Below are 21,871 nucleotides of genomic sequence, written 5' to 3'. Positions count from 1 at the left end.
GTCTGGGGTTCTTTGGTAAGAGGTTTGATGGGCAGATAACTATGGAAATGATCTAGGTAAAGGAGCGAAGCGCATGATATTCGAAGAAGTGATGCAGCAACTAAAAGAATTCGGCAACGAACAGACGAAGAATACGTTCTTAAATCACGGTGCAACTGAACCATTGTTTGGGGTGCGTGTGGGGGATTTGAAAAAGGTTTTGAAGCATATTAAAAAAGATCATGAACTGGCACTTCGTCTTTACGACACAGGTAATTCCGATGCAATGTACCTTGCAGCGCTTGCGGTGGATCCGAAATTGATGACTGAAGATGATCTCAGGCGGTGGAGTGCTGCGGCAACTTGGTATCTAATCGCAGAAAGTGCAGTCGGTTGGGTAACAGCGGAAAGTCCAAATGCGTTAAAACTTGCACGTGAATGGATGAAATCTGACCGTGAAATGACAGCGGTCGCGGGTTGGAGCACGTATTCAAATTACGTTACGTATGCAGGGGCGGAAGAACTGGACCTGGATGAAATAAATTCACTCTTGCTGGAAATCCGTAATTCGATACACGTTGCACCAAATCGAGTACGCTACAATATGAACCAATTTATCATCTGCGTTGGGGCGTATATACCCGAACTTCGTGATGCAGCAAGCAATGTTGCAGAAATTGTTGGGAAGGTACATGTCGACGTTGGAAATACGGCGTGTAAGGTTCCGCTTGCAACAGAATATATTAACAAAATACTTGAGCGCGGTGAACCGAAGAAAAAGAAAACGGTGCGCTGTTAATAAAAGAGTAACCTTGCTCATTCAAGCGCATACTTATACAAACGAAAAGCCCTCCTAAAAATGAGGGCTTTTTTGATTCAATCAATCACGCCTCGGTGTGATTGCGTCCAGATTTTGAATTGAGCTTGAGGCCTACAGGGGGGAAGGATTGAACTGCATCCTTCCTTGTAGGTCATGCAACCTTTGCCGCAGGACGCGGCGATCTTAGGTTGCCTTCATTAACTCCCTTCAAAATCTGTGACATCCGCCGGAGGCTTAAACAGGGAGGAATTGAACTTCATTCCTACTAATTCAGCAGGGGTTTGCCCCCCCGCTGAATGAAGTTAAACTTTGAAATCACCGTTAACGAAGCGTTTCTTTGTATGATGCAATACAAAACGCTGCATTCCGGTAGCGCTATCAATGGAGCGATCCATTTCAGTCCCGTATTCATCACGGTCTCCGCGTTTCAAGGCCGCATAGGCTTTTAAAGAGTGGATCATCCAAGGCGTTTGCAATTCAGAAGCAAAGTTGGAAGCTTTGTCGAAGTTCCCATTCATGACATAGGCATGTCCTAAATAATACTCTTTATATTCTTGTCCGCTGAGTTTTTCAGCGTGCCCCATCACAGCTTTGGAGTTGTTTTGGAAAATTGCTAGGTTTGCGCCATAAATATCGGACATATCCTGTTGCGTATAGGTATTTATAATTCTTTTCAATGATTTCTCAATATCTTGCTTATTTCCATTTGCCAGTGCATAGGAATAACCGAAAATAGGTTTCTTATAATTAGCAGAAACATATCGGCCAATCGCTCGAAGAGATTTGGATTTATAGATGATATACATTGGCCGAAAAATGGACACGGAAATATACAAAACCAAGACCGCGGAGACAACAATCCACTTTGGCGCATCAAATGATACTAGAACAAATATGAGCATAATCCCTGTAGCCAATAGGAGTATTAATCTATAGAATTTTGAAAAGACAGACGGCTTATTATTTGGTAACATGATTCACCTCAAGTTTTCCTCTAATTATAACAGATAAGCTGATAGCAAATAGACTTCTATGGAAAACAACGTTGTCTTTTCCAGGAGAACGTTTTATAATAGACAAAGGCTTTGAAATCAACAATAAAATTAAAGTTAAATAGTTGTGTACTCCCCATAAATACAATCGTTCGAAAGTGAGGGACAGTTTATCATGAAGAAAATTTTGGTGACAGGTGCTTCAGGTCAAATTGGTTCAGAGTTAATTGCAAAGTTGCGTAAAGAATACGGTACCGAAAACGTCTTGGCAACAGATATTCGTTGCACGGATTCGACAATAGAGGGTCCTTTTGAAGTGCTCGACGTGACAGATGCTAAAAAAATGCACACACTTGCGACAGATTTCGGTGCGGATACAATGATGCATATGGCTGCATTGTTGTCAGCGAAAGCTGAAAATGAGCCATTGTTTGCATGGAATCTTAATATGGGCGGCTTGATGAATGCACTAGAAGTATCGCGCGAACTGGGTATGCAATTTTTCACACCGAGTTCGATTGGTGCATTCGGACCGTCAACTCCGAAAACAGACACACCTCAAGACACATTACAGCGACCAACAACCATGTATGGGGTCAACAAAGTCGCAGGTGAGTTGCTATGCGATTACTACTTCCATAAATTCGGACTTGATACGCGGGGAGTTCGATTCCCTGGGTTAATCTCGAATGTAGCACAACCGGGTGGCGGCACAACGGATTATGCGGTGGATATTTATTACAAAGCGCTTGAAGAAGGGAAGTACACTTCTTATATTGCAGAAGGCACGTATATGGATATGATGTATATGCCCGATGCATTGCAGGCGATTGTCGACTTGATGGAAGCCGATCCAGCGAAATTGATCCATCGCAACGCGTTCAATGTAACCGCGATGAGTTTCGAACCTTCTCAACTCGCTGCGTCCATAAAAAAATACATACCCAACTTCGAAATGAGCTATGACGTAGACCCGGTACGTCAAGCGATTGCCGATAGCTGGCCCGATTCCATTGATGCAACAGCGGCCGTGAACGAATGGGGCTTCAAAACGAACTATGATTTGGATAAAATGACGGTTGATATGCTAGACAAATTGAAAATTAAATTAAATAAATGAGTATCCGGTAATGGAATTTATTCCTTATCAAATCAAAAAGACCTCGCAAATTCCTGCGAGGTCTTTCGTTTGTTCATTAAAATAAAAGATGTGCGACTCCTGCAATAATTGGCAATGAAATCACCGTACGCAGAAGGAAGATAACGACGAGTTCCCAAAAGTTGATGGGGATTTTTGACCCTAGAAGAAGTCCGCCAACTTCTGCCATGAAAATGAGTTGTGTCACTGAAACAGTGGCAACAACGAATAAAGTTAACTCAGATGTAATCATGCCATTCGCAAGAATTACAGGTAGGAACATGTCCGTGAATCCGACAACCATAAGTTGCGCCGCTTCAGCCGCTTCAGGTATACCCAGGATGGACAGAATCGGTACGAATGGTATACCTAGAATTTTGAAGACACTTGTATACTCCGCAAGAATTAATGCGATTGTCCCGAAAGCCATAACGACTGGAATGACACCAACCCACATATCCAGGACGTTTTTTATGCCTTCGGACAACATTTTAATGAAAGAACGATTTGAATTCGCTTTTGTTAATGCGTTTTCAAGTCCATGAGTCAATGAGTTGTATCCTTCTGGCAATTTTTCTTCATCACCCGTAAACGGTCTTCCGTCTATATATTCATCTTTCTTTTTGGAAAGAGGATAAATCCGCGGCATGATAAATGCAAGGACAAGGCCAGCTAGAACGACTGTCCCATAAAATGGTAAGAAGTATGAACCGAGGCCAACTTCTTCGATGATGACGATAGAAAAAGTAATCGATACAACAGAGAAAGTTGTTCCAATAATGGCCGCTTCTTTCTTTGTATAAAAACCTTCTTCATATTGTTTGCTTGTTAGCAGCACACCAATTGTTCCATCTCCAATCCATGATGTAAGTGCATCGATTGAAGAACGACCCGGTATTTTAAATACAGGACGCATTACTTTCACCATCATCGTTCCAAAAAATTCGAGTAAACCGAAATTTAGAAGAAGTGGCAAGAGCATTCCTGCGAAAAGGAAAATGGTAAATAGGAATGTGACAAGACCGGTTTCACTAAGTAGCAGTCCACCTGTATTTTCATTCCAAATGGCTTCCGGTCCAATTTGAAATAAAGTGACGATTGCTAAAATTGCTCCGACAATCCGAACGAATGTCCAAAAAAGCGATACTTTGAATAAGTTCGTCATAAAGGACGGTTTGACAGAACTTTTTGGAATAAACATATAAGCGATTGAACCGAGTGCAGCGATAATAAGTGTAATCGTAGCAACCCATGGCATAATGGATGAAATTCTATTTGATAATAGATCCGCGAGTATGGCAACAGGGATTTTCCAGTCTTCACCATATTTTACCGGAATCATAAATAAAAGGATACCGAGAATAGATGGAACGAGGAATAAGAACCAAGTGGATAAATTAAACTTTTTCATAATATCTCCTTTTTGCATAACGTTTGTATAAGATGAATATTTATACATATTACCTCGAAATTCTCTTTATGTAAATATCATATACATATGTTCCATTTTTCAATCTATTGGCAATGAAAAAAACTGCAGCCTTTGTATAGACTGCAGTTGTAGTATTGGGGATATTATACTAAATCCCTGTCCCAGCGGTACGTATAAAAACGCTCATAATTCAACCATTTAAGCGCGTCTGGATCTAGCGCTTCTAATTTCTCTTCCATCTCTTTCATCATCCAGACTGTCTGGGATGCATGTGCTTTTAATGTTGCAATTTTTTTGTCAGCATTTGCTGTGATATCGTGGGTAACATCAGGTTCGCCAAGCACTTCAACTGAATTATTTGAAAAAGCAAGTGCATAAATTGTAGGGCGTTCCGTTTCCGGCATTCTTCGGACGGCGCGGACAACTGCGCGACCCGTTGCATCATGGTCGGGATGAACTGCGAAGCCAGGATAGAAAGTAATGACAAGTGAAGGGTTCAGTTCTTCGATTAAATCTGTAACGAGCTTCACCATCTTTTCATCATCTTCAAATTCAACGGTTTTATCGCGGAATCCCATCATTCTTAAATCGTCGAGTCCCATCGCTTCACACGCTAATTTAAGTTCTTCTTTGCGGATCTGAGGCAACGTTTCACGGTTTGCGAACGGCGGATTTCCTAAGTTACGACCCATTTCACCAAGTGTCAAGCACGCGTACGTAACGGGTACGCCCATATCCCGATAGGAAGAAATGGTGCCTGATACGCCGAATGCCTCGTCGTCTGGGTGTGGGAATATGACAAGTACGTGGCGTTCTTTTTTTATCAAAATCGTATCCTCCTCAGTATGTGAATGGTGTCTCGCTAATTTCAAGCGCAACTGCAAGTTTTCCTTCTGCATCTAGTCCTGCCATGAGCAGGCGTCCATGTTCATCGAGCTTATAATGTGTGATGCCTTGTGCGTAAATCCAGCCGGATGGCAGTTTCAAACCGATGCGATGAGGCGAATCGCCAGCCACTTTACCAAGTTCGAATTTGACAATAATATTACGAATAAATGCGCCCGCATTGAAAAATGCCTCATTGGTATGGGCAGCGTATGAGCCGTTCGTCGTTTCAAGATGAATGTACACATCTTTATTTGCAAATGAAGTTATGAGTTCCTGTAAATGGTCCGCTTTCACTTTCTCCATGCATATGCCTCCTTAAATCTATAACAATGCTTCTCTTCAGTATATAGAAAATGGGGCGTGAATGCGATAGTTGGGCTTAGACCTGGAAAATGGAAGGGGGAGTGTCCAATTAAATTGTGGAAGTGTCCAATCAACAACGTGAAGCGTCCAACAACCCGCAGAGCGCCCAACCAACAACATAAAGTCTCCAACAAATTCGGGAAAGCCTACAACCAACTTCAGAAAGCCTCCAACAACCAAAAAAACGCCAAGAGACGTTTCACATGTCTCCTGGCGTTTAAAACATATTAAATTTCAACTGTCGTAATTTCAGTTGCGCCGAAACGGTTTTTCGCTCCGTGCATGACAGGTCCAACGTACTCGTTCAGTTTCCAGCCGTTAGCGATTGCCGCTGTGACGAACTTTTTCGCTTCGAATACAGATTCTTTTACATCTAGGCCATTTGCAAGGTTAGCTGTGATTGCAGCTGCAAACGTGCAACCGGCGCCGTGATTATAAGATGTCTCTGTTTTCTCTGCTTTAAGAAGTGTGAACGTTTTGCCGTCATAGAATAAATCGACCGCTTTATCGTGTTCAAGCTGTTTGCCGCCTTTGATGACAACATTGCGAGCGCCCAGTGCATGGATTTTTACAGCTACCACTTTCATATCTTCAATGGTTTTCGGCGTTTTTGTACCTGCAAGCTGTCCAGCTTCAAACAAGTTCGGTGTGACAATTTCCGCTTTTGGAAGAAGGAATTCAACCATGGCGTCAACTGTCCCAGGATTCAATACCTCATCTTCGCCTTTACAAACCATAACTGGATCGATGACTACATGTGAGAGACCTGATTCTGAAATCGCATTACCCGCAATTTTGATGATTTCTTCTGTGCTGAGCATGCCAGTCTTAATGGCATCGATTCCTGTCGAAAGCGCAGTTTTTATTTGCGTTTTTAAGACGTCGATTGGCAATGAGTAAACACCGTGTGACCAATTATTATCCGGATCCATCGTCACGATGACTGTAATTGCTGTCATGCCGTAAGTGCCGTGTTCTTGAAATGTTTTCAAGTCCGCCGCAATACCTGCACCGCCGGAAGTATCAGAACCTGCAATTGTTAACGTCTTTTTCAAAGTCATATTGGGTCTATCTCCTTTTTAAATAAATTCTAAGTTAATCTTATCGAATTAAAATTGAAATTACAATTGTCCGATATTATCGGCTTTTATCATTTTATAGATGGAATAAGCGAGAAAGGCTGCAATGCTTGAAATCACGGCAGCCGAGACGACATGTTTGTTTAAAATGAGGCTTATGGCAAGAGCTAGCATGACGATAATTCCAAAACTTACTAAAATGATGAAAACAATGATTCCCGCCTTTTTAGAGCGCTCAGGAACCAAATCACTATTCTTTGCAGCTTCAGAAACATTTTTCATCTTCTCACGTAAGTGCATATCAGCCATGTCGCACCTCCTTCGGTCAATCGTACCACCTTTTTAGTTTGTTTGGAGAATTAAGAATTTTTGTAGAATGGAAAACTTCTAAAATATTGACATCGCAATACAGTCGGTCCGCCAGGCGACCTGGGCTATAGTTCTTGTTTGAAATGCAACTTTCCTATAATCTAAACGTATAAGAATAGTATCGAAAAAAGAGGAAAAGAGGGATGACGTGGCGGATGAAAAGAAAATCGGTGAAATTGAGCGCCTACTGAAAGAATTGAAAGCTTCAGAGGAAGAAACTGCAGTGACAGTGGAAGAAGTGGAAGGACGCTCGTCGGGATTCTGGCGTGTTGGGAAAGTCCTCTTTTCATTATGGAAAAAGCCTTTTTTAGCAATTGCAATTCTCCTTTTACTACTCATGGTTGCTTTGCCATTTGCGACATACTTCATTCTGAAAACAGGGAGCACATTTACGGAGCAAAAAGGTGCTTTCCTTGAACAAATCCAGGACTTGAACGAACTTGCAACGGCAGAAGCATTCACAAAAGTCATTATAGAGCGGCAAGATAATACGTTGTTCGGGCAAAGCATCGGTCTAAACGTGCCGGGCACAAAACGACAGTTGTTGGTCGTCGTTCCGGGATCAGTGAAAGCGGGCGTTGACATGTCCGGAGTAACGAAAAAAGATGTGGTAATCGATGAAAAGAATAAAACTGCTAAACTTACTATACCGCCTGCCACTTTCCTTGGGGGAGCAGAAATCTTTTTCGATAAAGTCGAAGTGTACTCCTACGAAGGCGTATTCCGGGAAAAGGCGAATATCGAAGAAGCGTACGAACTTGCCGATGAAGCAAAAAAACTAATCATGAAAGAAACGACAGCACAGGGTGTTTTAGCCACGGCGCAGCAAAATGCCGAGAAGACACTAACAGAAATGTTTTCATTCGCAGGTTATCACGTAACGATTGATTTCAAGGAGTGAGTAACTGTGAAAAATCAGCATATAGGTAACGAATGGGATGAAGTCTTAAAAGAGGAATTTGAAAAACCTTACTACAGTACGCTACGTGAATTTCTGAAAAAGGAATATGCTGAAGCGACAGTATTTCCACAGATGGATGATTTATGGACTGCATTCAAAAGGACGCCATACAATGAAGTGAAGGTCGTGATTTTAGGACAGGACCCCTATCATGGACCTGGACAAGCACATGGTCTAAGCTTTTCTGTGAAACCGGGTGTCAAGATACCGCCAAGTCTGCGCAATATGTTCAAGGAACTGGCGACTGACATGGGTTGTTCAATTCCGGAAAACGGCACATTGACAGGATGGGCAGACCAAGGCGTACTGTTGCTAAATACGGTGCTGACTGTGCGCCAAGGCCAGGCTCATTCACATCAAAAGCAAGGGTGGGAGACGTTTACGAATGAAGTGATTCGGTATTTGTCTGAACGGGAAAAGTCGGTCGTCTTTCTATTATGGGGACGAGCTGCCCAAGGGAAAAAGAAACTCATCGATGCAACGCGACATGCGATTATTGAATCGGTTCACCCCAGTCCACTGAGTGCGAGCCGTGGATTTCTAGGTAGCCGTCCATATTCACAAGCAAATGAGGCTTTAATGGCGTGGGATGAAACCCCGATTGATTGGTGCCGAACAGGCGGAGTGCTTTAAATTGCACAGTTTGCATGATAAAGTTGGAGATGAAAAGAGGTGGACCGTTGTGGCAGTAAATTGTTTTCAATGCCAACATTTCTTCATAACATGGGATCAGCGGAGCCCACGTGGCTGCAAAGCATATGGATTTAAAACGCGGGAAATGCCATCGGTCGTCGTCAGGAGGTCTTCGGGCATGGAATGTTTGCAATTTGAACAGAAGAAAGGGGATGCCAAACCATGATTTCTTACGATCGAATCATATCGGAAATGGAGCGACAACTCAGTGCGGCAAGGCAAGCAAATGATGAAAACACAATGCGGGAAGCGTTTTCTGCTATCAGATCGCTTTGCGAAGTTGCGCTTGGCGGAGAGAGTAACCGGGAAAGTAAAGTTTTCCCAAAAATGCTTTCGACCGGCAACACTGTCCCATCGATAAATTCGTTGGAGGGCAAACCCCTTGAAGAAGAGGATGCTAACGGCGGCTCGCTATTTGATTTTTGATTGGCGAAAGAAATGAAGTACTGAATTCATAACAAGAGAGTAGGGAACGATTTGCCATTTTTCATTATTGCAGGGGCTGTCAACGCAGCAATTGCCGTGGCCTTTGGAGCCTTTGGAGCACATGCTTTAAAAGAAAAATTAACTGAACACTATTTGGCTATCTGGAATACAGCAGTGCAGTATCAAATGTTCCACGCACTTGCACTCATTGCTGTTGGTATCCTTATGAGCTCATCGCTTTTTGGATCGTCTACGCAGTTAAGTTGGGCCGGGTATTTAATTCTTGCGGGAATCATTATCTTTTCCGGCAGCTTGTACGTGCTGAGTTTGACTGGGATTGGCATACTTGGTGCCATCACACCAATCGGTGGCGTTGCATTCATCGTAGGATGGGTCATGCTGATTATAGCGGCCATTAAATTCTCAAACTAAAAAAAACTTCTGAAAGCCCAAGTAATGGGATTCAGAAGTTTTTTGAATTTAGGGTTGCTGTGGGAAGTACCTGACTTCATTATCAAATTCGGCATAATCGAAATAAATCATCGGAAATAGAAAACGATGTCCTGTTGTCGAATCGCTTAAGATGACATGATCTCGGCCGGCTGCCTCTACAGTCCCACGTACTGCTTTCGTATTTGTACCCTCTCCAGTTGCACGTTCGAATGAAAAGTGGAAAGTTCCAGGTTCACCTCTATTCAATCGTAAAATGTTTTCAATGTATGACTGCTCACGTTGAGGTGGTCCTGCTGGCGGACTCATTGGCCTAGCTGGAACTGTTCCTTGTGGAGGTGCGACATGCTGATTCTGATAAGCGGGGTTCCAATAATATTGGACCATTATTTCATCCTTTCTCCATTAGAGATTATAAATTCGGGCAGTCTTCTACAGTCGGGCTAAAGAAATAATGCGACTTGAATCTGCCGGTGTTCCACTGGTTATACCATTGCGCAGGGAAATCACCTGCCGGCATGAAAAACCATAATGACCGTTCGCTAGGAGTGAAACGTTCACCGTTGATGGTGCGTCTTGCTAGTTTTCGATCTGACTCACAGGCACGCTGATAGAAATAACTTTTTGTTGTCGCTTCGAAGCCGCCGGGACTCTGGAAAACTATGTCCTGCAAACTCCGAATATCATTGAAGTCTAGACATCCCAGCGCGTACGCGATTGACCCCAACATTGCCGACTAAAAGCACCCCTAATTGACCGTCTCCTTCCGCTTCAGAGCGGATCAAACGTGTGAGCAAATCTAATTCAGCGTCCGTGTATTTTATTACAGCCACGGCACAACCTCCTTGATGAATCATATGCGCTATGGGCATCACTTATAACTCCGAAAAAAAATACCGTCTACCTGTAAAAACAGGTAGACAGTATTTATAGAATTGCTTAGATATTGAAAAACGCTTCTCTTTTGTCGCCTTCCAAAATGGTTCCAACAAAGAATGAACCGAAATCAGCATAGCGTGCGCTTACTTCATCAAAACGCATTTCATAAATAAGTTTTTTAAATTGGAGAACGTCCTCTGCGAACAATGTAACGCCCCATTCGTAGTCGTCAAAACCGACAGAACCCGAAATGATTTGTTTCACTTTACCAGCGTAGCTTCGGCCAATTAAACCGTGTGCGCGCATTAGTTCTTTGCGTTTATCCATATCTAGCATATACCAGTTAACGTCGCCGTCGCGCTTCTTGTCCATTGGGTAGAAGCAAATGTATTGGCTGCGTTGAAGTTCGGGATATAAACGCCCACGTACATGTGGGTTTTGATAAGGATCTTCCGTAGATTCGCCTGCAAGGTAGTTCGACAGTTCAACAACTGACAGGTACGAGTAAGCTGGAATCGTGAAATCCGCGATTGCGAGTTTATCGAATTCCGTTTCAAGCTCTTGCAGTTCAACCATTGTTGGACGCAATGTAATTAGCATGAAATCCGCTTTTTGACCGATTACTGTATAGAAAGCGTGTGCGCCGGTTTTATCGTCATCCGCTTTTTGAAGCTTCTCAAGGTAGACAAGAAGTTCTTCGACTGCTGCTTGGCGTTCGTCTTGTGGAACCAATTTCCATGACGCCCAGTCCATTGAACGTAAATTGTGCAATACGTACCAGCCATCGAGTGTTTGTGCTGCTTCGATCATATCAAATCAGACTCCCTCATTATGAATTAACTTCTTATATGAGTGTAGCATAAACCGACGTGTTAGGCCTCTTGACTTGCGCCAGTGTCACGAATTTGACATGAAGTAAAACGCTTTTACAGCCTGTCCCATTGGTGTATGCTTGAAGCATTAGATTGTGTGAAAGGTGGATATCCATTGGCTGATTTATTTGGCGGTATTAAAGAGAGTTTAAGTGGTAAACGAAAGACGATAATCCTGCCTGAAGGAACGGATATCCGCGTTTTGGAAGCTGCATCGCGCCTTCAAGGGGAGGGTCTTGTGAAACCCGTCCTACTTGGTAATGAAGCTGAGGTGAAAGAAGCCGCAACTGAAGAGGGAATTGATATTTCGGAAATAGACATTATTGATCCCGCGAGTGCTGCTTATTTTGAAGAACTCGCTGGAAAATTCGTAGAGCGTCGTAAAGGTAAAGCTACTTTAGAACAAGCGCGTGAACAACTGAAAGACGTCAATTATTTCGGAACAATGCTTGTTTACACAGGGCGTGCAGACGGATTAGTAAGCGGGGCTGCACATTCAACTGCAGATACAGTAAGACCAGCACTGCAAATCATTAAGACAAAACCGGGAATTTCAAGAACAAGCGGGGCTTTCATCATGATGAAAGGCGACGAACGTCTCGTTTTTGCAGATTGTGCAATTACAGTTGCACCGACAGCGCAGGAACTGGCTGAAATCGCAGTCGAAAGTGCAAAAACAGCGCGATCATTTGGTGTGGATCCACGGGTTGCAATGCTCTCGTTTTCCACTAAAGGGTCCGCGGTCACTGAAGAAACGGAGAAGGTTGCGAACGCGGTGAAAATTGCTCAATCGCTTGCGCCGGATTTACCACTAGACGGTGAATTCCAATTCGACGCGGCCTATGTACCGGAAATTGCTGCGAAAAAAGCACCTGGATCCATCATTCAAGGCAATGCAAACGTTTTTGTATTCCCATCGCTTGAAGCGGGTAATATCGGTTATAAACTAACGGAGCGTCTGGGCGGTTACGAAGCAATTGGACCCATTCTTCAAGGATTGAATGCACCCGTAAACGACTTGTCGCGCGGTTGTTCCGCAGATGATGTGTACAAGCTTGCTTTGTTGACAGCGGCACAAAGTCTATGAACAGGAGAATCTGAAATGACATATGACTCTTTTTTATACATTCCCGAATGGCGTTTCGTGGATGAATCAATGACATCCCGCAATCGCTCCGCACTGGAATCCTTCGCTGCGGACGATACGCTTTGTCACCTTGTTGGCCAGCAAATGAGTAAACCGACAGTTCGTACATGGGTTCACGACAACACCGTCGTGCTCGGAATTCAAGATCATCGGCTTCCGCATGTTGCAGAAGCCATATCGATACTTGAAACTGCGGGATATAATGCAATCGTCCGCAATTCAGGCGGTCTTGCAGTGTGCCTTGACGAAGGTGTGTTAAACATATCAATCGTACTGTCAGAGCTGGATTCTTCAATCGATATTCCGGCGGGTTATGAAGTGATGCTCGCATTCGTGCGCATGCTTTTCCCTGAAGCAGGCAACCGGATTGAAGCTTATGAAATCGTTGGCTCGTACTGTCCAGGATCGTTTGATTTAAGCATTGGGGGCCGTAAGTTTGCGGGGATCTCGCAGCGCAGATTGCGTCAAGGCATCGCGGTTCAGGTCTATCTTTGTATCGAAGGAAGCGGAGCGGAACGTGCCGAGTTAATTCGTTCTTTTTACGAGGTCGGTTTGCAAGGGAAGGCCACAAAGTTCGATTACCCATCCATCAAACCGGAAGTGATGGCATCGCTATCAGAACTGTTGGAAATGCCACTGACTGTCAGTGAAGTAGTCATCCGTACACAGCTTGTGCTGCGTAAACTTGCGGACTACGTTGACATGGGCGGCTTAAAACCGGAAGAAATGGAACTGTATACCTATTATTTGAACCGTGTCTTTGAACGAAATAAAAAAATGCTAGAGCACGAATAACAAAACACCATACAAGGTAAAACCGCCTATCAATGATTGATAGGCGGTTCTTTAGATACAAGGTTACCATTTTGTTCCATCTTAAAGACGGGTGCCGTGCGATCGGTTTCGTCATCTAGTGTAACGAGACGACGTGCACGATTCATAATTTGAACAAATTGCTCATAATCAGCGCGCAGTGTTTTATTTTCCTGTTGAAGGTTTTCGATTTCTCTTTGGAGCTGCTCGACCTTTTCATTCGCGATTTTAGCAGTTTGCCTCCATCGAAATGACTCATTATCACCCGCGCCCGTATGATGCATGCGTACGAGAAAAGCGATAACCGTATCTAGGGATAAGTCCGATAATGGAACAGATACCTTTCTTTCTTCTGCTGCACCTTGTGAAGGGCTATATAATTGTTGTCCCCGGCGTTTAAAGTCTTTGCCCAGGACACGTATGGCTTGCTTACGTTCTTTTTTCGCGTCTGCTAGTTCTTTTTCATAGTCGCGCCTTACAACAGCATTCCATCTGAACCCACAAGCCGCTGCTGTTCTGTTGAGCGCATCCCCAACTTCTTCGAAAGCGCTGAGTTGTGTACTACCTTCGCGGACATGCCGCAATACTGTGTCGGCTAATAAAGTATCATTTTCTTCAATCCAAGCATCCTGCCTAACTTTCACCATTTCCGTGCCTCCTGTCATATGTTCATAGTTTCTAACTACGGTTAGTGTGTACAGGAATGTGTTACTTTATTCATAATGAAAAAAGCATTCTATCTCTTTTTCACTTAAATGAACCTTTTTCCATCTTCCAGAGAAGCAATTTTATGATTATACTAAGAGGAATGAGTTATCGGAGGTGCACGATGGAATACAAAAATGAAAAACTGAAAGAAGAAAAGGTATTCAAGGATCCTGTGCATCGCTATATACACGTGCGCGACAAGGTGATTTGGGACGTGATCGGTACAAGTGAATTTCAGCGCCTTCGCCGTATTAAACAACTAGGGACAACCTATCTCGTATTTCACGGGGCGGAGCATAGCCGGTTCCACCATTCGCTGGGCGTCTATGAAATCATCAGGCGCATCATTGACGATGTTTTTAGTGGTCGTCCTGAATGGAACAGCGATGAAAGACTAGTGACGATGTGTGCGGCGCTGCTGCACGATCTCGGGCACGGTCCATTTTCACATGCCTTTGAAAAAGTGTTCAATCTTGACCATGAACAATTTACGCAAGCAATTTTGCTAGGGGATACGGAAGTGAATGCAGTACTTCGCCGGGTAGCACCTGATTTCCCGCAAAAAGTGGCTGACGTTATCGGTAAAACCTATCCTGATAAGCTTGTGGTGAGTTTGATTTCAAGCCAGATTGATGCGGACCGAATGGATTATTTACAGCGTGACGCCTATTTTACAGGGGTGTCCTACGGGCATTTTGATATGGAACGGATTTTACGCGTCATGAGGCCAACTGAAGAACAGGCCGTCATTAAATATAGCGGCATGCATGCCGTGGAAGATTATATAATGAGCCGCTATCAGATGTATTGGCAGGTTTATTTCCACCCGGTATCGCGCAGCGCTGAAGTCATTTTAACGAAAATCTTACATCGGGCAAAACATTTGCATGAATTGGGATATGTCTTTAAACAAGAGCCTACCCATTTTCGTTCATTTTTCGATAAAGTTATTGTTCTGGAAGACTATATAGCACTTGATGAAAGTATATTATTGACCTATTTCCAGATTTGGATGAAGGAAGACGACTCTATTTTAGCGGATCTTTGCTATCGTTTCATCAACCGCAAACTCTTTCAGTATGCAGAATTTGATCCGGCAACAGAATACCGCAAAATCAGTGTACTCGAACAATTATTCAAAGACGCGGGAATTGACCCCGCGTATTATCTCGTGACAGATTCGTCGTCTGACTTGCCCTATGACTTTTACGGCCCGGGCGAAGAAAATGAACGTTTGCCGATCTTTTTACAAATGCCAAATGGCGAGTTGAGCGAGTTGTCACGTTCATCAGATGTGGTGGATGCGATTTCAGGTAAAAGACGGACAGACCATAAAATCTATTTCCCCGAAGATGTGCTGGAGGCAGGAAAAGAACAAAATCCACTGTATGGACAGATTTTACATATGTTGAAAGGTTAGGAGAGGTTAAGTTGTTACAGGAACACGCAAAAATTGTGCAGTTCATTTCAATCGCGAATGAAGTGACTGGCAGAAAAAAATTACAAAAAATGATTTATATCGCAAAAAAAATGAATTTCCCGTTTGCGGAAAAATACGAGCTCCACATGTATGGACCTTATTCAGAGGAATTAACGTTGCGCGTAGAGGAACTGCGTGAGATGGGCTTTCTAGCGGAACAATGCATAGATAAGGGATCTTACGTCCAATACAGCTACCAGGTAACAGAGGAAGGGCAGCATTTTCTTGAGACAGCGGACAACGCTCATGAAAATCTTGGAACTTGTATCGATAGCATGAATGTAAAAAGTTCACGTTTTTTAGAGTTAGTTTCAACACTGCTCTACTTCGATCATCTCGCAAAAGATGAGCAAATTGCCAAAGTCCATATCGTGAAAAATAAACTGAACTTCTCCGACATGGAGATGGCTGCTGCATTCGATTTCATCGGTGAAATGCAGAAGTGTGCGATCTGAAAATAAAAAAGGCTATGCCCTCACGGAGAAATTCCGCAAGGGGCATAGCCTTTTTTCTGCTAATTATTGATCGCTTAAACGTTTACCAGCAACAGCGTAATGGTTTTTTACCATCTCTTCGATGATAACTGTGACGCTTTGAGCAGGTGCACCTGTTGTTTCAGTGACTGCTTGTGTTACTTTATCGCAAAGCGCACGTTTTTGTTCATCCGTGCGACCTTCCAACATTTTTACAGTGACGATTGGCATTTCATTTCCCCCTCCCTGTAGTTATTGGGTATAGTATATATAGTATCAGATTTGGAGGGGACGAAGAAATGCCAAATGAAAAAAAACCGAAGCAGAAATTGGGTTTTACAATCATAAAGGATGATCCTACTGACGGCCATGGTGGATATGGAATCGGATCGTTGTCTCTTGAAAACGTGTCGCCAGTCATTATCGACGTCGAAGAAGGGGTCGCACAGATCGAAATCGGCGCGATGCACGCAAGGAGCGACACGGAGCGGGGTATTAAGTTTACGCTGAACCGGGAAGATTCAGAAGGCGGGAAACCCTACTGGCTTGTCTGGGTGACAATCGATTTCAGAGAAGAAGGACCTTACTACGCCGGCATCACAGCTTGTGAAATGGTCATCAACCGTGAAAAACGTCGGGGCTATAAAGTACTTGCTGATCACGTCAATCGGATGGACAAATCGATGAAACGCAATATCATTGTCGACCATATGGATGATAAATCAAAGCAAATCCTTGCAGACTTCCTTGCAAATCATAATAAGGAAATGTGGGATCGAAGCGAACCAAAATTGCATATCGGTCTAAGTGTAGACTCACCTGGATTGTGAACAAAAAACGACAAATTTTGTAGACTTTGACTTCCAAGGTTGAATGTCAGCTTGAATAGAAGTAAACTAACATCATAGCTTGCTGTTGTAAGCTAGGACAACCGGAATCGTGCAATACCTGATGAATACCGTATCAAACAAACCCAAGCGTGATACACCTTTTAACAGGAGGCCTTGACTGGTAAAAAAGCTATCCAACCCCGAATTGATTTGGGATTGGATAGCTTTTTTGATTTTGATGACAATGTCGACCGCTCGAAGTAGAGAGCGAACCGCCCAATCCCGCGCCCCGACCGCTCAATCCCTACTCAAAAAACGAAAACGGGAACAGTTCAAATTTCTTGTCGTCCGCTTTACCTGAAGAGCGCTGTTCTCTTAGAGTTTTATCTGTACATAACTTTTGTGGCATATCCTTCTCTTTCACATAGACCAGCCTTTGCTTGTCACAACCGTTAACTGCAATTCCGCCCGTGTCAACGTCAACGATGACGCCATTTACACCTTCTGGTGGGATGAACGGTTCTGCCGTTTTTCCGCGATGGACTGTCTCCATAAAGTCAATCCATATTTTCTTCGATGCCGCTTTATCTGACGCATCGGTCAGTTGCTTTCCGACGTCGAATCCCGTCCAGATGCCTGCTGTCAGCGAAGGCGTATAACCAATCAGGTATTGATCGGAAATCGTTGTTCCGGATTTGGCAGCATAAGGACGTGTTTGTTTTTGCCGCATTGATAATCCTGTGGATGTAGAATAATCGTTGAACACGGGATCGAACATGCCGGTCATCAAGTGAGAAAGAACGAATGCATCCTGTTCACTCATGATGTGTTTTGTACTCTTTTTGGGACGCTCATATACCGTTTTTCCATCTGCATCTGTTATGGATAGAATCGTTGTTGGTACAGTTTCAACGCCGCCCGATGCAATCCGATTATAGGCATTCGTCATATCGGAAAGAGTGACGAGGGAAGTGCCGAGTGCCGTTGCAGGTGATTCTGGAAAATCGCCATTGACACCAAGACGTTCTGCCATTTTGCTGAATTTCTTATAGCCAATATCTTCAAGTGTCTTTACGGCGTAGATGTTGTCAGAAATAGCGAGTGCCTGCGCTAGTGATAAGGGATGTCCGGCAAATTTACCGTTTACGTTGTTTGGCTCATATGTCGAGCGGCCGTTATCATACGTGAAAATAGTCTTTTCAGTCGATAAAAACGTCAGTGGACTAAATCCATCTTCCAGTGCAGCCGCATACAAAATAGGTTTCATCACAGAGCCGGGTTGGCGTTTTGCTTGTGTCGCCCGATTGAACGGACTTTCAGTGTAATCTATTCCACCTACAAGAGACGTGATGGCTCCCGTTCCAGCCTCGATTGACATGAAACCGACCTGTAATCCGCTGTCGGGCATCCATTTTTCAATCATTTCCTCTGCGGTTTGCTGATGAAGGGGATCCAACGTTGTGCGTATTGTCCAGCCGCCTTCAGCGGGATAGCGTCCTTTCGCGGTAAGCACTTTTTCCGCTTCTCGCCATACTTCATCCAAAAAGTAAGGTGCAATGCGCTTCGAATCAGCCCATTCACGATTTTTTAACGTGATGGCTTCGTTTGTTGCCCGTTCTTCCTGCCGCGCCGTAATATATCCTTGTGCCTCCATCAATGAAAGAACAAGCAATTGCCGTTTCCTCGAATTTTCAGGACTATCAACGGGCGAATAGATCGATGGCCCTTTCGCTATTGCCGTAATGACAGCAGACTCCTCAAGCGTCAAGTCTTTTGCGGATTTTCCAAAATAAAAATTACTTGCTGCTTCAACTCCGTACATCCCATGGCCGAAGTAAACAGTATTCATATATCCTTCCAAAATGACATCTTTATCATAAAATACTTCCATTCGGTATGCATACAGCGCTTCATGAATCTTTCGTTTCCATGTCTTTTCAAACGTTAGGTATAAGTTGCGTGCATACTGCTGGGTAATCGTACTGGCACCTTCAACTTTTTTTCCTGCTTTCACATCTTTTAATAGAGCCCCTGCAATCCGTTTATAATCAAAGCCGTCGTGGTTATAAAAGTTTTTGTCTTCCGTTGCAATGACTGCGTCAATCAGAAAAGGGGACATTTCGTCAAGATCGACCCAGTACCTCCGCTCCGCGGAAAAACGATCGCCGATTTGCCTACCGTTTTTATCGAGAAAGACAGAAGCTTTAGGCACGCTCAAAGAAGGGGCACCTGTAATCTGTGCATACAGTCTGAGCGATATGAAGACGGTTAGCGCTGCCATCAGCATCGTAACGGATAATAGCAACAGCCGTCGTATCGTCGTGCGTTTTTTTTTCTCTTTTACATACACTGTCCGTCGCATACGATCCCGTCCCGTCCATGTCATTCCATCTAGTATGCGACGCATGCAAACAGATTAAACGGTACACACGTAAAAACTTGCTTTACTCGGATAGATTGAAATGTAGACTGGTAAAAGGATATAATGAGAAGATGTTTTATGACTAGGACGGTGAGCGTATGAAATCGCGGAAAAAAGACCGAAACGTGTTGATCCGGCTCTATTCGTCAATCCGGCATCCGGACCAAGACGAAGAGAAACATGAATTGACCGCAACAGGTTTACTGATTGAAAAAGCAGGAAAAACCTATTTGAAATATGTAGAAACACAAAGTGACCAACAAATTCAGACAATTGTTAAACTCGATTCTGAAGATGCACTTATAATGCGTCGGGGTGCAGTCAATATGAGGCTTCCGTTCATGGCAACAGGTGAACGTGTAGGTTCATATGAAAGTGGTCCAGCGACTTTCAATTTGGTTGTCAAAACGGAAGAGCTTTCATTTACGGAAGAAGAGGACAATTCGGGAGGTCGCTTCAACGTCAACTATGAGTTGCATGCAGAAGGATCACTTCTCGGAACGTACAAACTTACTATTACATACACGGAGGGAACACTATGAATGCAGTAGAACAAATTCAACAAGAAGTGAAAAATGCATTGCGTCAAGCAGTAATTGACGCAGGTCTGGCGGAAGAAACAGCGATACCGGACATTATGCTTGAAACACCGAATAACAAAGACAATGGCGATTACGCAACCAACATTGCGATGCAACTGACAAAATTGGCGAAAAAGCCACCACGTGTAATTGCAGAAGCGATTCTTGAAAAGTTAAATACAGAAGACACTGCCATCAAATCGATTGAAATTGCAGGACCCGGCTTTATTAATATCAAATTAAAAACGGATTACTTAGGCGGCATCGTCAAGACCGTTCTTGAACAAGGCGAAAACTATGGTCGTTCAAATTTCGGCAATAAACAAAAAGTCCAAGTCGAATTCGTTTCTGCCAATCCAACAGGTGACCTTCACCTTGGTCATGCACGCGGAGCTTCCCTTGGCGATTCTCTATCCAACGTTCTCGATTTTGCTGGCTACGATGTAGCGCGTGAATACTACATTAACGACGCGGGTAATCAAGTGCACAACTTGGCGAAATCTGTAGAAGCACGTTATTTCCAAGCGCTTGGTTTGGATAAAGAAATGCCGGAAGACGGCTACCAAGGTCCGGATATTATTAATATCGGGAAAATGCTAGCAACTGAATTTGGCGATAAATACGTCAACACGCCAGATGAAGAACGTTATGCATTCTTCCGCCAATACGGCCTTGCTCATGAATTAGAGAAGCTAAAGACGGACCTTGCCAACTTCCGTGTGTCGTTTGATGTGTGGTTCTCAGAAACGTCATTATATGAAAATGGCAAAATCGACGTTGCTCTCGATAAATTACGTGCCAATGGCCATGTCTTCGAAGAAGATGGCGCAACATGGTTCCGTTCAACAACTTTCGGTGATGACAAAGACCGTGTACTCATTAAAAACGATGGTACTTACACATATTTGACACCGGATATCGCGTACCATGAAGACAAATTGTTCCGTGGATTTGATAAACTTATCAATATTTGGGGCGCAGATCACCACGGTTATATTCCGCGGATGAAAGCGGCAATCGAAGCACTTGGCTACGGTGACGACACACTCGAAGTCGGCGTCGTACAAATGGTTCAATTGTATAAAGATGGCGAAAAATTCAAAATGAGCAAGCGTACAGGGAAAGCAGTGACGTTGCGTGAACTGGTTGAAGAAGTTGGCTTGGATGCGGTCCGGTACTTCTTTGCAATGCGTTCGGGCGACTCACAGATGGATTTCGACCTCGACCTTGCCATCTCCCAGTCCAATGAAAACCCTGTGTACTACGCACAATATGCGCATGCACGGATATCATCGATTTTACGTCAGGCTGAAGAAAATGGAATGTCTGCTTCTGTTGAGCATGTATCTTTATTGCAAGCTGAAAAAGAATTGGAATTGCTGAAGAAAATTGGGGACTTCCCACAAGTTATCAGTGACGCGGCAAGAATCCGTTCACCACACCGTGTTGCTACGTTCATCCAGGAACTAGCCGCGACTTTCCATAGTTTCTACAATGCAGAAAAAGTGTTGGATCCGGATAATCGTGAATTATCGGAAGCCCGACTAGCGCTAATCACAGTCACACGCACAACGATTGCTAACGCATTGAAACTGATTGGTGTTTCTGCACCGGAGAAAATGTAATACACAAAAGCGCAGGGCGCCGTCCAGACGTTCCTTAACTTTCAATATGACCGCCACACCAAAGAAGTTATTGCCTCTTTGGTGTGGCGGTTTTTGTAATGGACAAAAACCCCCTGAGTTGCCCGAATATCGACAAGTTATGCTACCGACAGGCAAAAAAATGTAGTATACTGAATTTTGAACAAAAAATACATACCAAACATAAAGGTGCCCCGTTTAAAAGATGGGGTTAAAAGGGAAGCCGGTTCAATGCCGGCGCGGTCCCGCCACTGTAAGTGTGAGCAAGTCGCAATGAGTCACTGGAAAAATCCGGGAAGACGCGACAAGCCTTGAACACGAGCCAGGAGACCTGCCTTTATGGATCACACGTACCCTACGAGGATAGGATTGGTGAAAATCGGCGTCTTTGTGCGTCCAGATTTTTACTCAGCTTATTCCTCCGTAGCAATTG

Annotated in this window: 25 protein-coding genes, 1 pseudogene and 1 riboswitch; of the genes and pseudogenes, 14 read left to right on the top strand and 12 right to left on the bottom strand. The window is 43.7% G+C overall.

Features of this window, described 5'->3' with window-relative positions; genetic code table 11:
• Window positions 1–73: 73 nt before the first annotated feature.
• Complete coding sequence (locus AC1TO6_RS08560; protein WP_482101180.1) at window positions 74–778, top strand: DNA alkylation repair protein; 705 nt, start codon at window positions 74–76, stop codon at window positions 776–778.
• 323 nt (window positions 779–1,101) lie between these two features.
• Here the strand turns inward: AC1TO6_RS08560 and AC1TO6_RS08555 are convergent, their stop codons facing one another.
• Window positions 1,102–1,773, bottom strand: a complete 672-nt coding sequence (locus AC1TO6_RS08555) for a hypothetical protein (protein ID WP_482101179.1) — start codon at window positions 1,771–1,773, stop codon at window positions 1,102–1,104.
• Between the two features lie 193 nt (window positions 1,774–1,966).
• On the opposite strand from AC1TO6_RS08555, the gene AC1TO6_RS08550 reads away from it, so the two are divergent.
• The gene (locus AC1TO6_RS08550; RefSeq protein WP_482101178.1) at window positions 1,967–2,911 is read left to right on the top strand and encodes an L-threonine 3-dehydrogenase; all 945 of its coding nucleotides are present in this window, start codon (window positions 1,967–1,969) and stop codon (window positions 2,909–2,911) included.
• Between the two features lie 76 nt (window positions 2,912–2,987).
• Here AC1TO6_RS08550 and AC1TO6_RS08545 read toward each other — a convergent pair whose 3' ends face one another.
• The 5 genes from AC1TO6_RS08545 to AC1TO6_RS08525 all read right to left on the bottom strand — a co-directional run bounded on the left by AC1TO6_RS08545 (window position 2,988) and on the right by AC1TO6_RS08525 (window position 7,000).
• Window positions 2,988–4,340, bottom strand: coding sequence for a YjiH family protein (locus AC1TO6_RS08545; RefSeq protein WP_482101177.1), 1,353 nt, complete (start codon window positions 4,338–4,340; stop codon window positions 2,988–2,990).
• A 164-nt stretch (window positions 4,341–4,504) separates the two neighbouring features.
• The gene (gene bshB2 / locus AC1TO6_RS08540; RefSeq protein ID WP_482101407.1) at window positions 4,505–5,185 is read right to left on the bottom strand and encodes a bacillithiol biosynthesis deacetylase BshB2; all 681 of its coding nucleotides are present in this window, start codon (window positions 5,183–5,185) and stop codon (window positions 4,505–4,507) included.
• 16 nt (window positions 5,186–5,201) lie between these two features.
• Window positions 5,202–5,552: a YojF family protein gene (locus AC1TO6_RS08535; RefSeq protein WP_482101176.1), complete on the bottom strand. Its 351-nt coding sequence runs from the start codon at window positions 5,550–5,552 to the stop codon at window positions 5,202–5,204.
• 287 nt (window positions 5,553–5,839) lie between these two features.
• Window positions 5,840–6,673: a bifunctional hydroxymethylpyrimidine kinase/phosphomethylpyrimidine kinase gene (gene thiD, locus AC1TO6_RS08530; RefSeq protein WP_482101175.1), complete on the bottom strand. Its 834-nt coding sequence runs from the start codon at window positions 6,671–6,673 to the stop codon at window positions 5,840–5,842.
• Window positions 6,674–6,733: 60 nt separating this feature from the next.
• A complete protein-coding gene (locus tag AC1TO6_RS08525; protein WP_482101174.1) occupies window positions 6,734–7,000 on the bottom strand; it encodes a hypothetical protein in 267 nt (88 codons plus the stop codon).
• A gap of 208 nt (window positions 7,001–7,208) precedes the next feature.
• Between AC1TO6_RS08525 and AC1TO6_RS08520 the strand changes: the two genes are divergently transcribed.
• From AC1TO6_RS08520 to AC1TO6_RS08500, 5 genes are read left to right on the top strand one after another with little or no spacing between them, the layout of a single operon-like run.
• Window positions 7,209–7,961: a DUF4230 domain-containing protein gene (locus AC1TO6_RS08520; RefSeq protein WP_482101173.1), complete on the top strand. Its 753-nt coding sequence runs from the start codon at window positions 7,209–7,211 to the stop codon at window positions 7,959–7,961.
• Window positions 7,962–7,967: 6 nt separating this feature from the next.
• Window positions 7,968–8,654: a uracil-DNA glycosylase gene (locus AC1TO6_RS08515; protein WP_482101172.1), complete on the top strand. Its 687-nt coding sequence runs from the start codon at window positions 7,968–7,970 to the stop codon at window positions 8,652–8,654.
• Between the two features lie 49 nt (window positions 8,655–8,703).
• The gene (locus tag AC1TO6_RS08510; RefSeq protein WP_482101406.1) at window positions 8,704–8,880 is read left to right on the top strand and encodes a uracil-DNA glycosylase; all 177 of its coding nucleotides are present in this window, start codon (window positions 8,704–8,706) and stop codon (window positions 8,878–8,880) included.
• Window positions 8,877–9,140 carry a YwdI family protein gene (locus AC1TO6_RS08505; protein WP_482101171.1) on the top strand — a complete coding sequence of 88 codons (264 nt, stop codon included), beginning with the start codon at window positions 8,877–8,879 and terminating at the stop codon, window positions 9,138–9,140. The genes AC1TO6_RS08510 and AC1TO6_RS08505 overlap by 4 nt, the downstream gene beginning before the upstream one ends.
• 51 nt (window positions 9,141–9,191) lie before the next feature.
• A complete protein-coding gene (locus AC1TO6_RS08500) occupies window positions 9,192–9,572 on the top strand; it encodes a DUF423 domain-containing protein (protein WP_482101170.1) in 381 nt (126 codons plus the stop codon).
• A 48-nt stretch (window positions 9,573–9,620) separates the two neighbouring features.
• Here AC1TO6_RS08500 and gerQ read toward each other — a convergent pair whose 3' ends face one another.
• The 3 genes and pseudogenes from gerQ to hemQ form a co-directional block, all read right to left on the bottom strand.
• A complete protein-coding gene (gene gerQ, locus AC1TO6_RS08495; RefSeq protein WP_482101169.1) occupies window positions 9,621–9,977 on the bottom strand; it encodes a spore coat protein GerQ in 357 nt (118 codons plus the stop codon).
• Window positions 9,978–10,002: 25 nt separating this feature from the next.
• Window positions 10,003–10,423 (bottom strand): annotated as a pseudogene (locus tag AC1TO6_RS08490) (cell wall hydrolase).
• A 106-nt stretch (window positions 10,424–10,529) separates the two neighbouring features.
• Window positions 10,530–11,279 (bottom strand): hydrogen peroxide-dependent heme synthase, encoded by a 750-nt coding sequence (gene hemQ, locus AC1TO6_RS08485; protein ID WP_482101168.1) that lies wholly within the window; start codon window positions 11,277–11,279, stop codon window positions 10,530–10,532.
• A 177-nt stretch (window positions 11,280–11,456) separates the two neighbouring features.
• On the opposite strand from hemQ, the gene pta reads away from it, so the two are divergent.
• Window positions 11,457–12,428, top strand: coding sequence for a phosphate acetyltransferase (pta, locus tag AC1TO6_RS08480; protein WP_482101167.1), 972 nt, complete (start codon window positions 11,457–11,459; stop codon window positions 12,426–12,428).
• A 15-nt stretch (window positions 12,429–12,443) separates the two neighbouring features.
• On the top strand, window positions 12,444–13,283 hold the full coding sequence (lipL, locus tag AC1TO6_RS08475) for an octanoyl-[GcvH]:protein N-octanoyltransferase (RefSeq protein WP_482101166.1): 840 nt from the start codon (window positions 12,444–12,446) through the stop codon (window positions 13,281–13,283).
• A gap of 29 nt (window positions 13,284–13,312) precedes the next feature.
• On the opposite strand, the gene AC1TO6_RS08470 is transcribed toward lipL, so the two are convergent.
• A complete protein-coding gene (locus AC1TO6_RS08470; RefSeq protein ID WP_482101165.1) occupies window positions 13,313–13,948 on the bottom strand; it encodes an RsfA family transcriptional regulator in 636 nt (211 codons plus the stop codon).
• Window positions 13,949–14,130: 182 nt separating this feature from the next.
• On the opposite strand from AC1TO6_RS08470, the gene AC1TO6_RS08465 reads away from it, so the two are divergent.
• Window positions 14,131–15,429 carry an HD domain-containing protein gene (locus tag AC1TO6_RS08465; protein ID WP_482101405.1) on the top strand — a complete coding sequence of 433 codons (1,299 nt, stop codon included), beginning with the start codon at window positions 14,131–14,133 and terminating at the stop codon, window positions 15,427–15,429.
• Window positions 15,430–15,440: 11 nt separating this feature from the next.
• Window positions 15,441–15,944, top strand: coding sequence for a YwgA family protein (locus tag AC1TO6_RS08460; RefSeq protein ID WP_482101164.1), 504 nt, complete (start codon window positions 15,441–15,443; stop codon window positions 15,942–15,944).
• Window positions 15,945–16,007: 63 nt separating this feature from the next.
• Here the strand turns inward: AC1TO6_RS08460 and AC1TO6_RS08455 are convergent, their stop codons facing one another.
• Entirely contained in the window at window positions 16,008–16,193 is a 186-nt protein-coding gene (locus AC1TO6_RS08455) for a 2-hydroxymuconate tautomerase (RefSeq protein ID WP_482101163.1), read from the bottom strand.
• A 68-nt stretch (window positions 16,194–16,261) separates the two neighbouring features.
• Here AC1TO6_RS08455 and AC1TO6_RS08450 point away from each other — a divergent pair, with 68 nt between their 5' ends.
• Window positions 16,262–16,792: a YwhD family protein gene (locus AC1TO6_RS08450; RefSeq protein WP_482101162.1), complete on the top strand. Its 531-nt coding sequence runs from the start codon at window positions 16,262–16,264 to the stop codon at window positions 16,790–16,792.
• Window positions 16,793–17,096: 304 nt separating this feature from the next.
• On the opposite strand, the gene AC1TO6_RS08445 is transcribed toward AC1TO6_RS08450, so the two are convergent.
• Entirely contained in the window at window positions 17,097–19,154 is a 2,058-nt protein-coding gene (locus AC1TO6_RS08445; RefSeq protein WP_482101161.1) for a transglycosylase domain-containing protein, read from the bottom strand.
• A 158-nt stretch (window positions 19,155–19,312) separates the two neighbouring features.
• Here AC1TO6_RS08445 and AC1TO6_RS08440 point away from each other — a divergent pair, with 158 nt between their 5' ends.
• Both AC1TO6_RS08440 and argS read left to right on the top strand, forming a co-directional pair.
• Window positions 19,313–19,756 (top strand): YwiB family protein, encoded by a 444-nt coding sequence (locus AC1TO6_RS08440; RefSeq protein ID WP_482101160.1) that lies wholly within the window; start codon window positions 19,313–19,315, stop codon window positions 19,754–19,756.
• Window positions 19,753–21,420, top strand: a complete 1,668-nt coding sequence (gene argS, locus AC1TO6_RS08435) for an arginine--tRNA ligase (RefSeq protein WP_482101159.1) — start codon at window positions 19,753–19,755, stop codon at window positions 21,418–21,420. Before AC1TO6_RS08440 ends, argS begins: the two co-directional genes overlap by 4 nt.
• A gap of 188 nt (window positions 21,421–21,608) precedes the next feature.
• A riboswitch (cobalamin riboswitch) is annotated at window positions 21,609–21,791 on the top strand.
• Window positions 21,792–21,871: the final 80 nt, after the last annotated feature.

The sequence above is a fragment of the Sporosarcina sp. Y352 genome (assembly GCF_056786535.1).
This window is presented reverse-complemented; position numbering and strand designations above follow the sequence as displayed.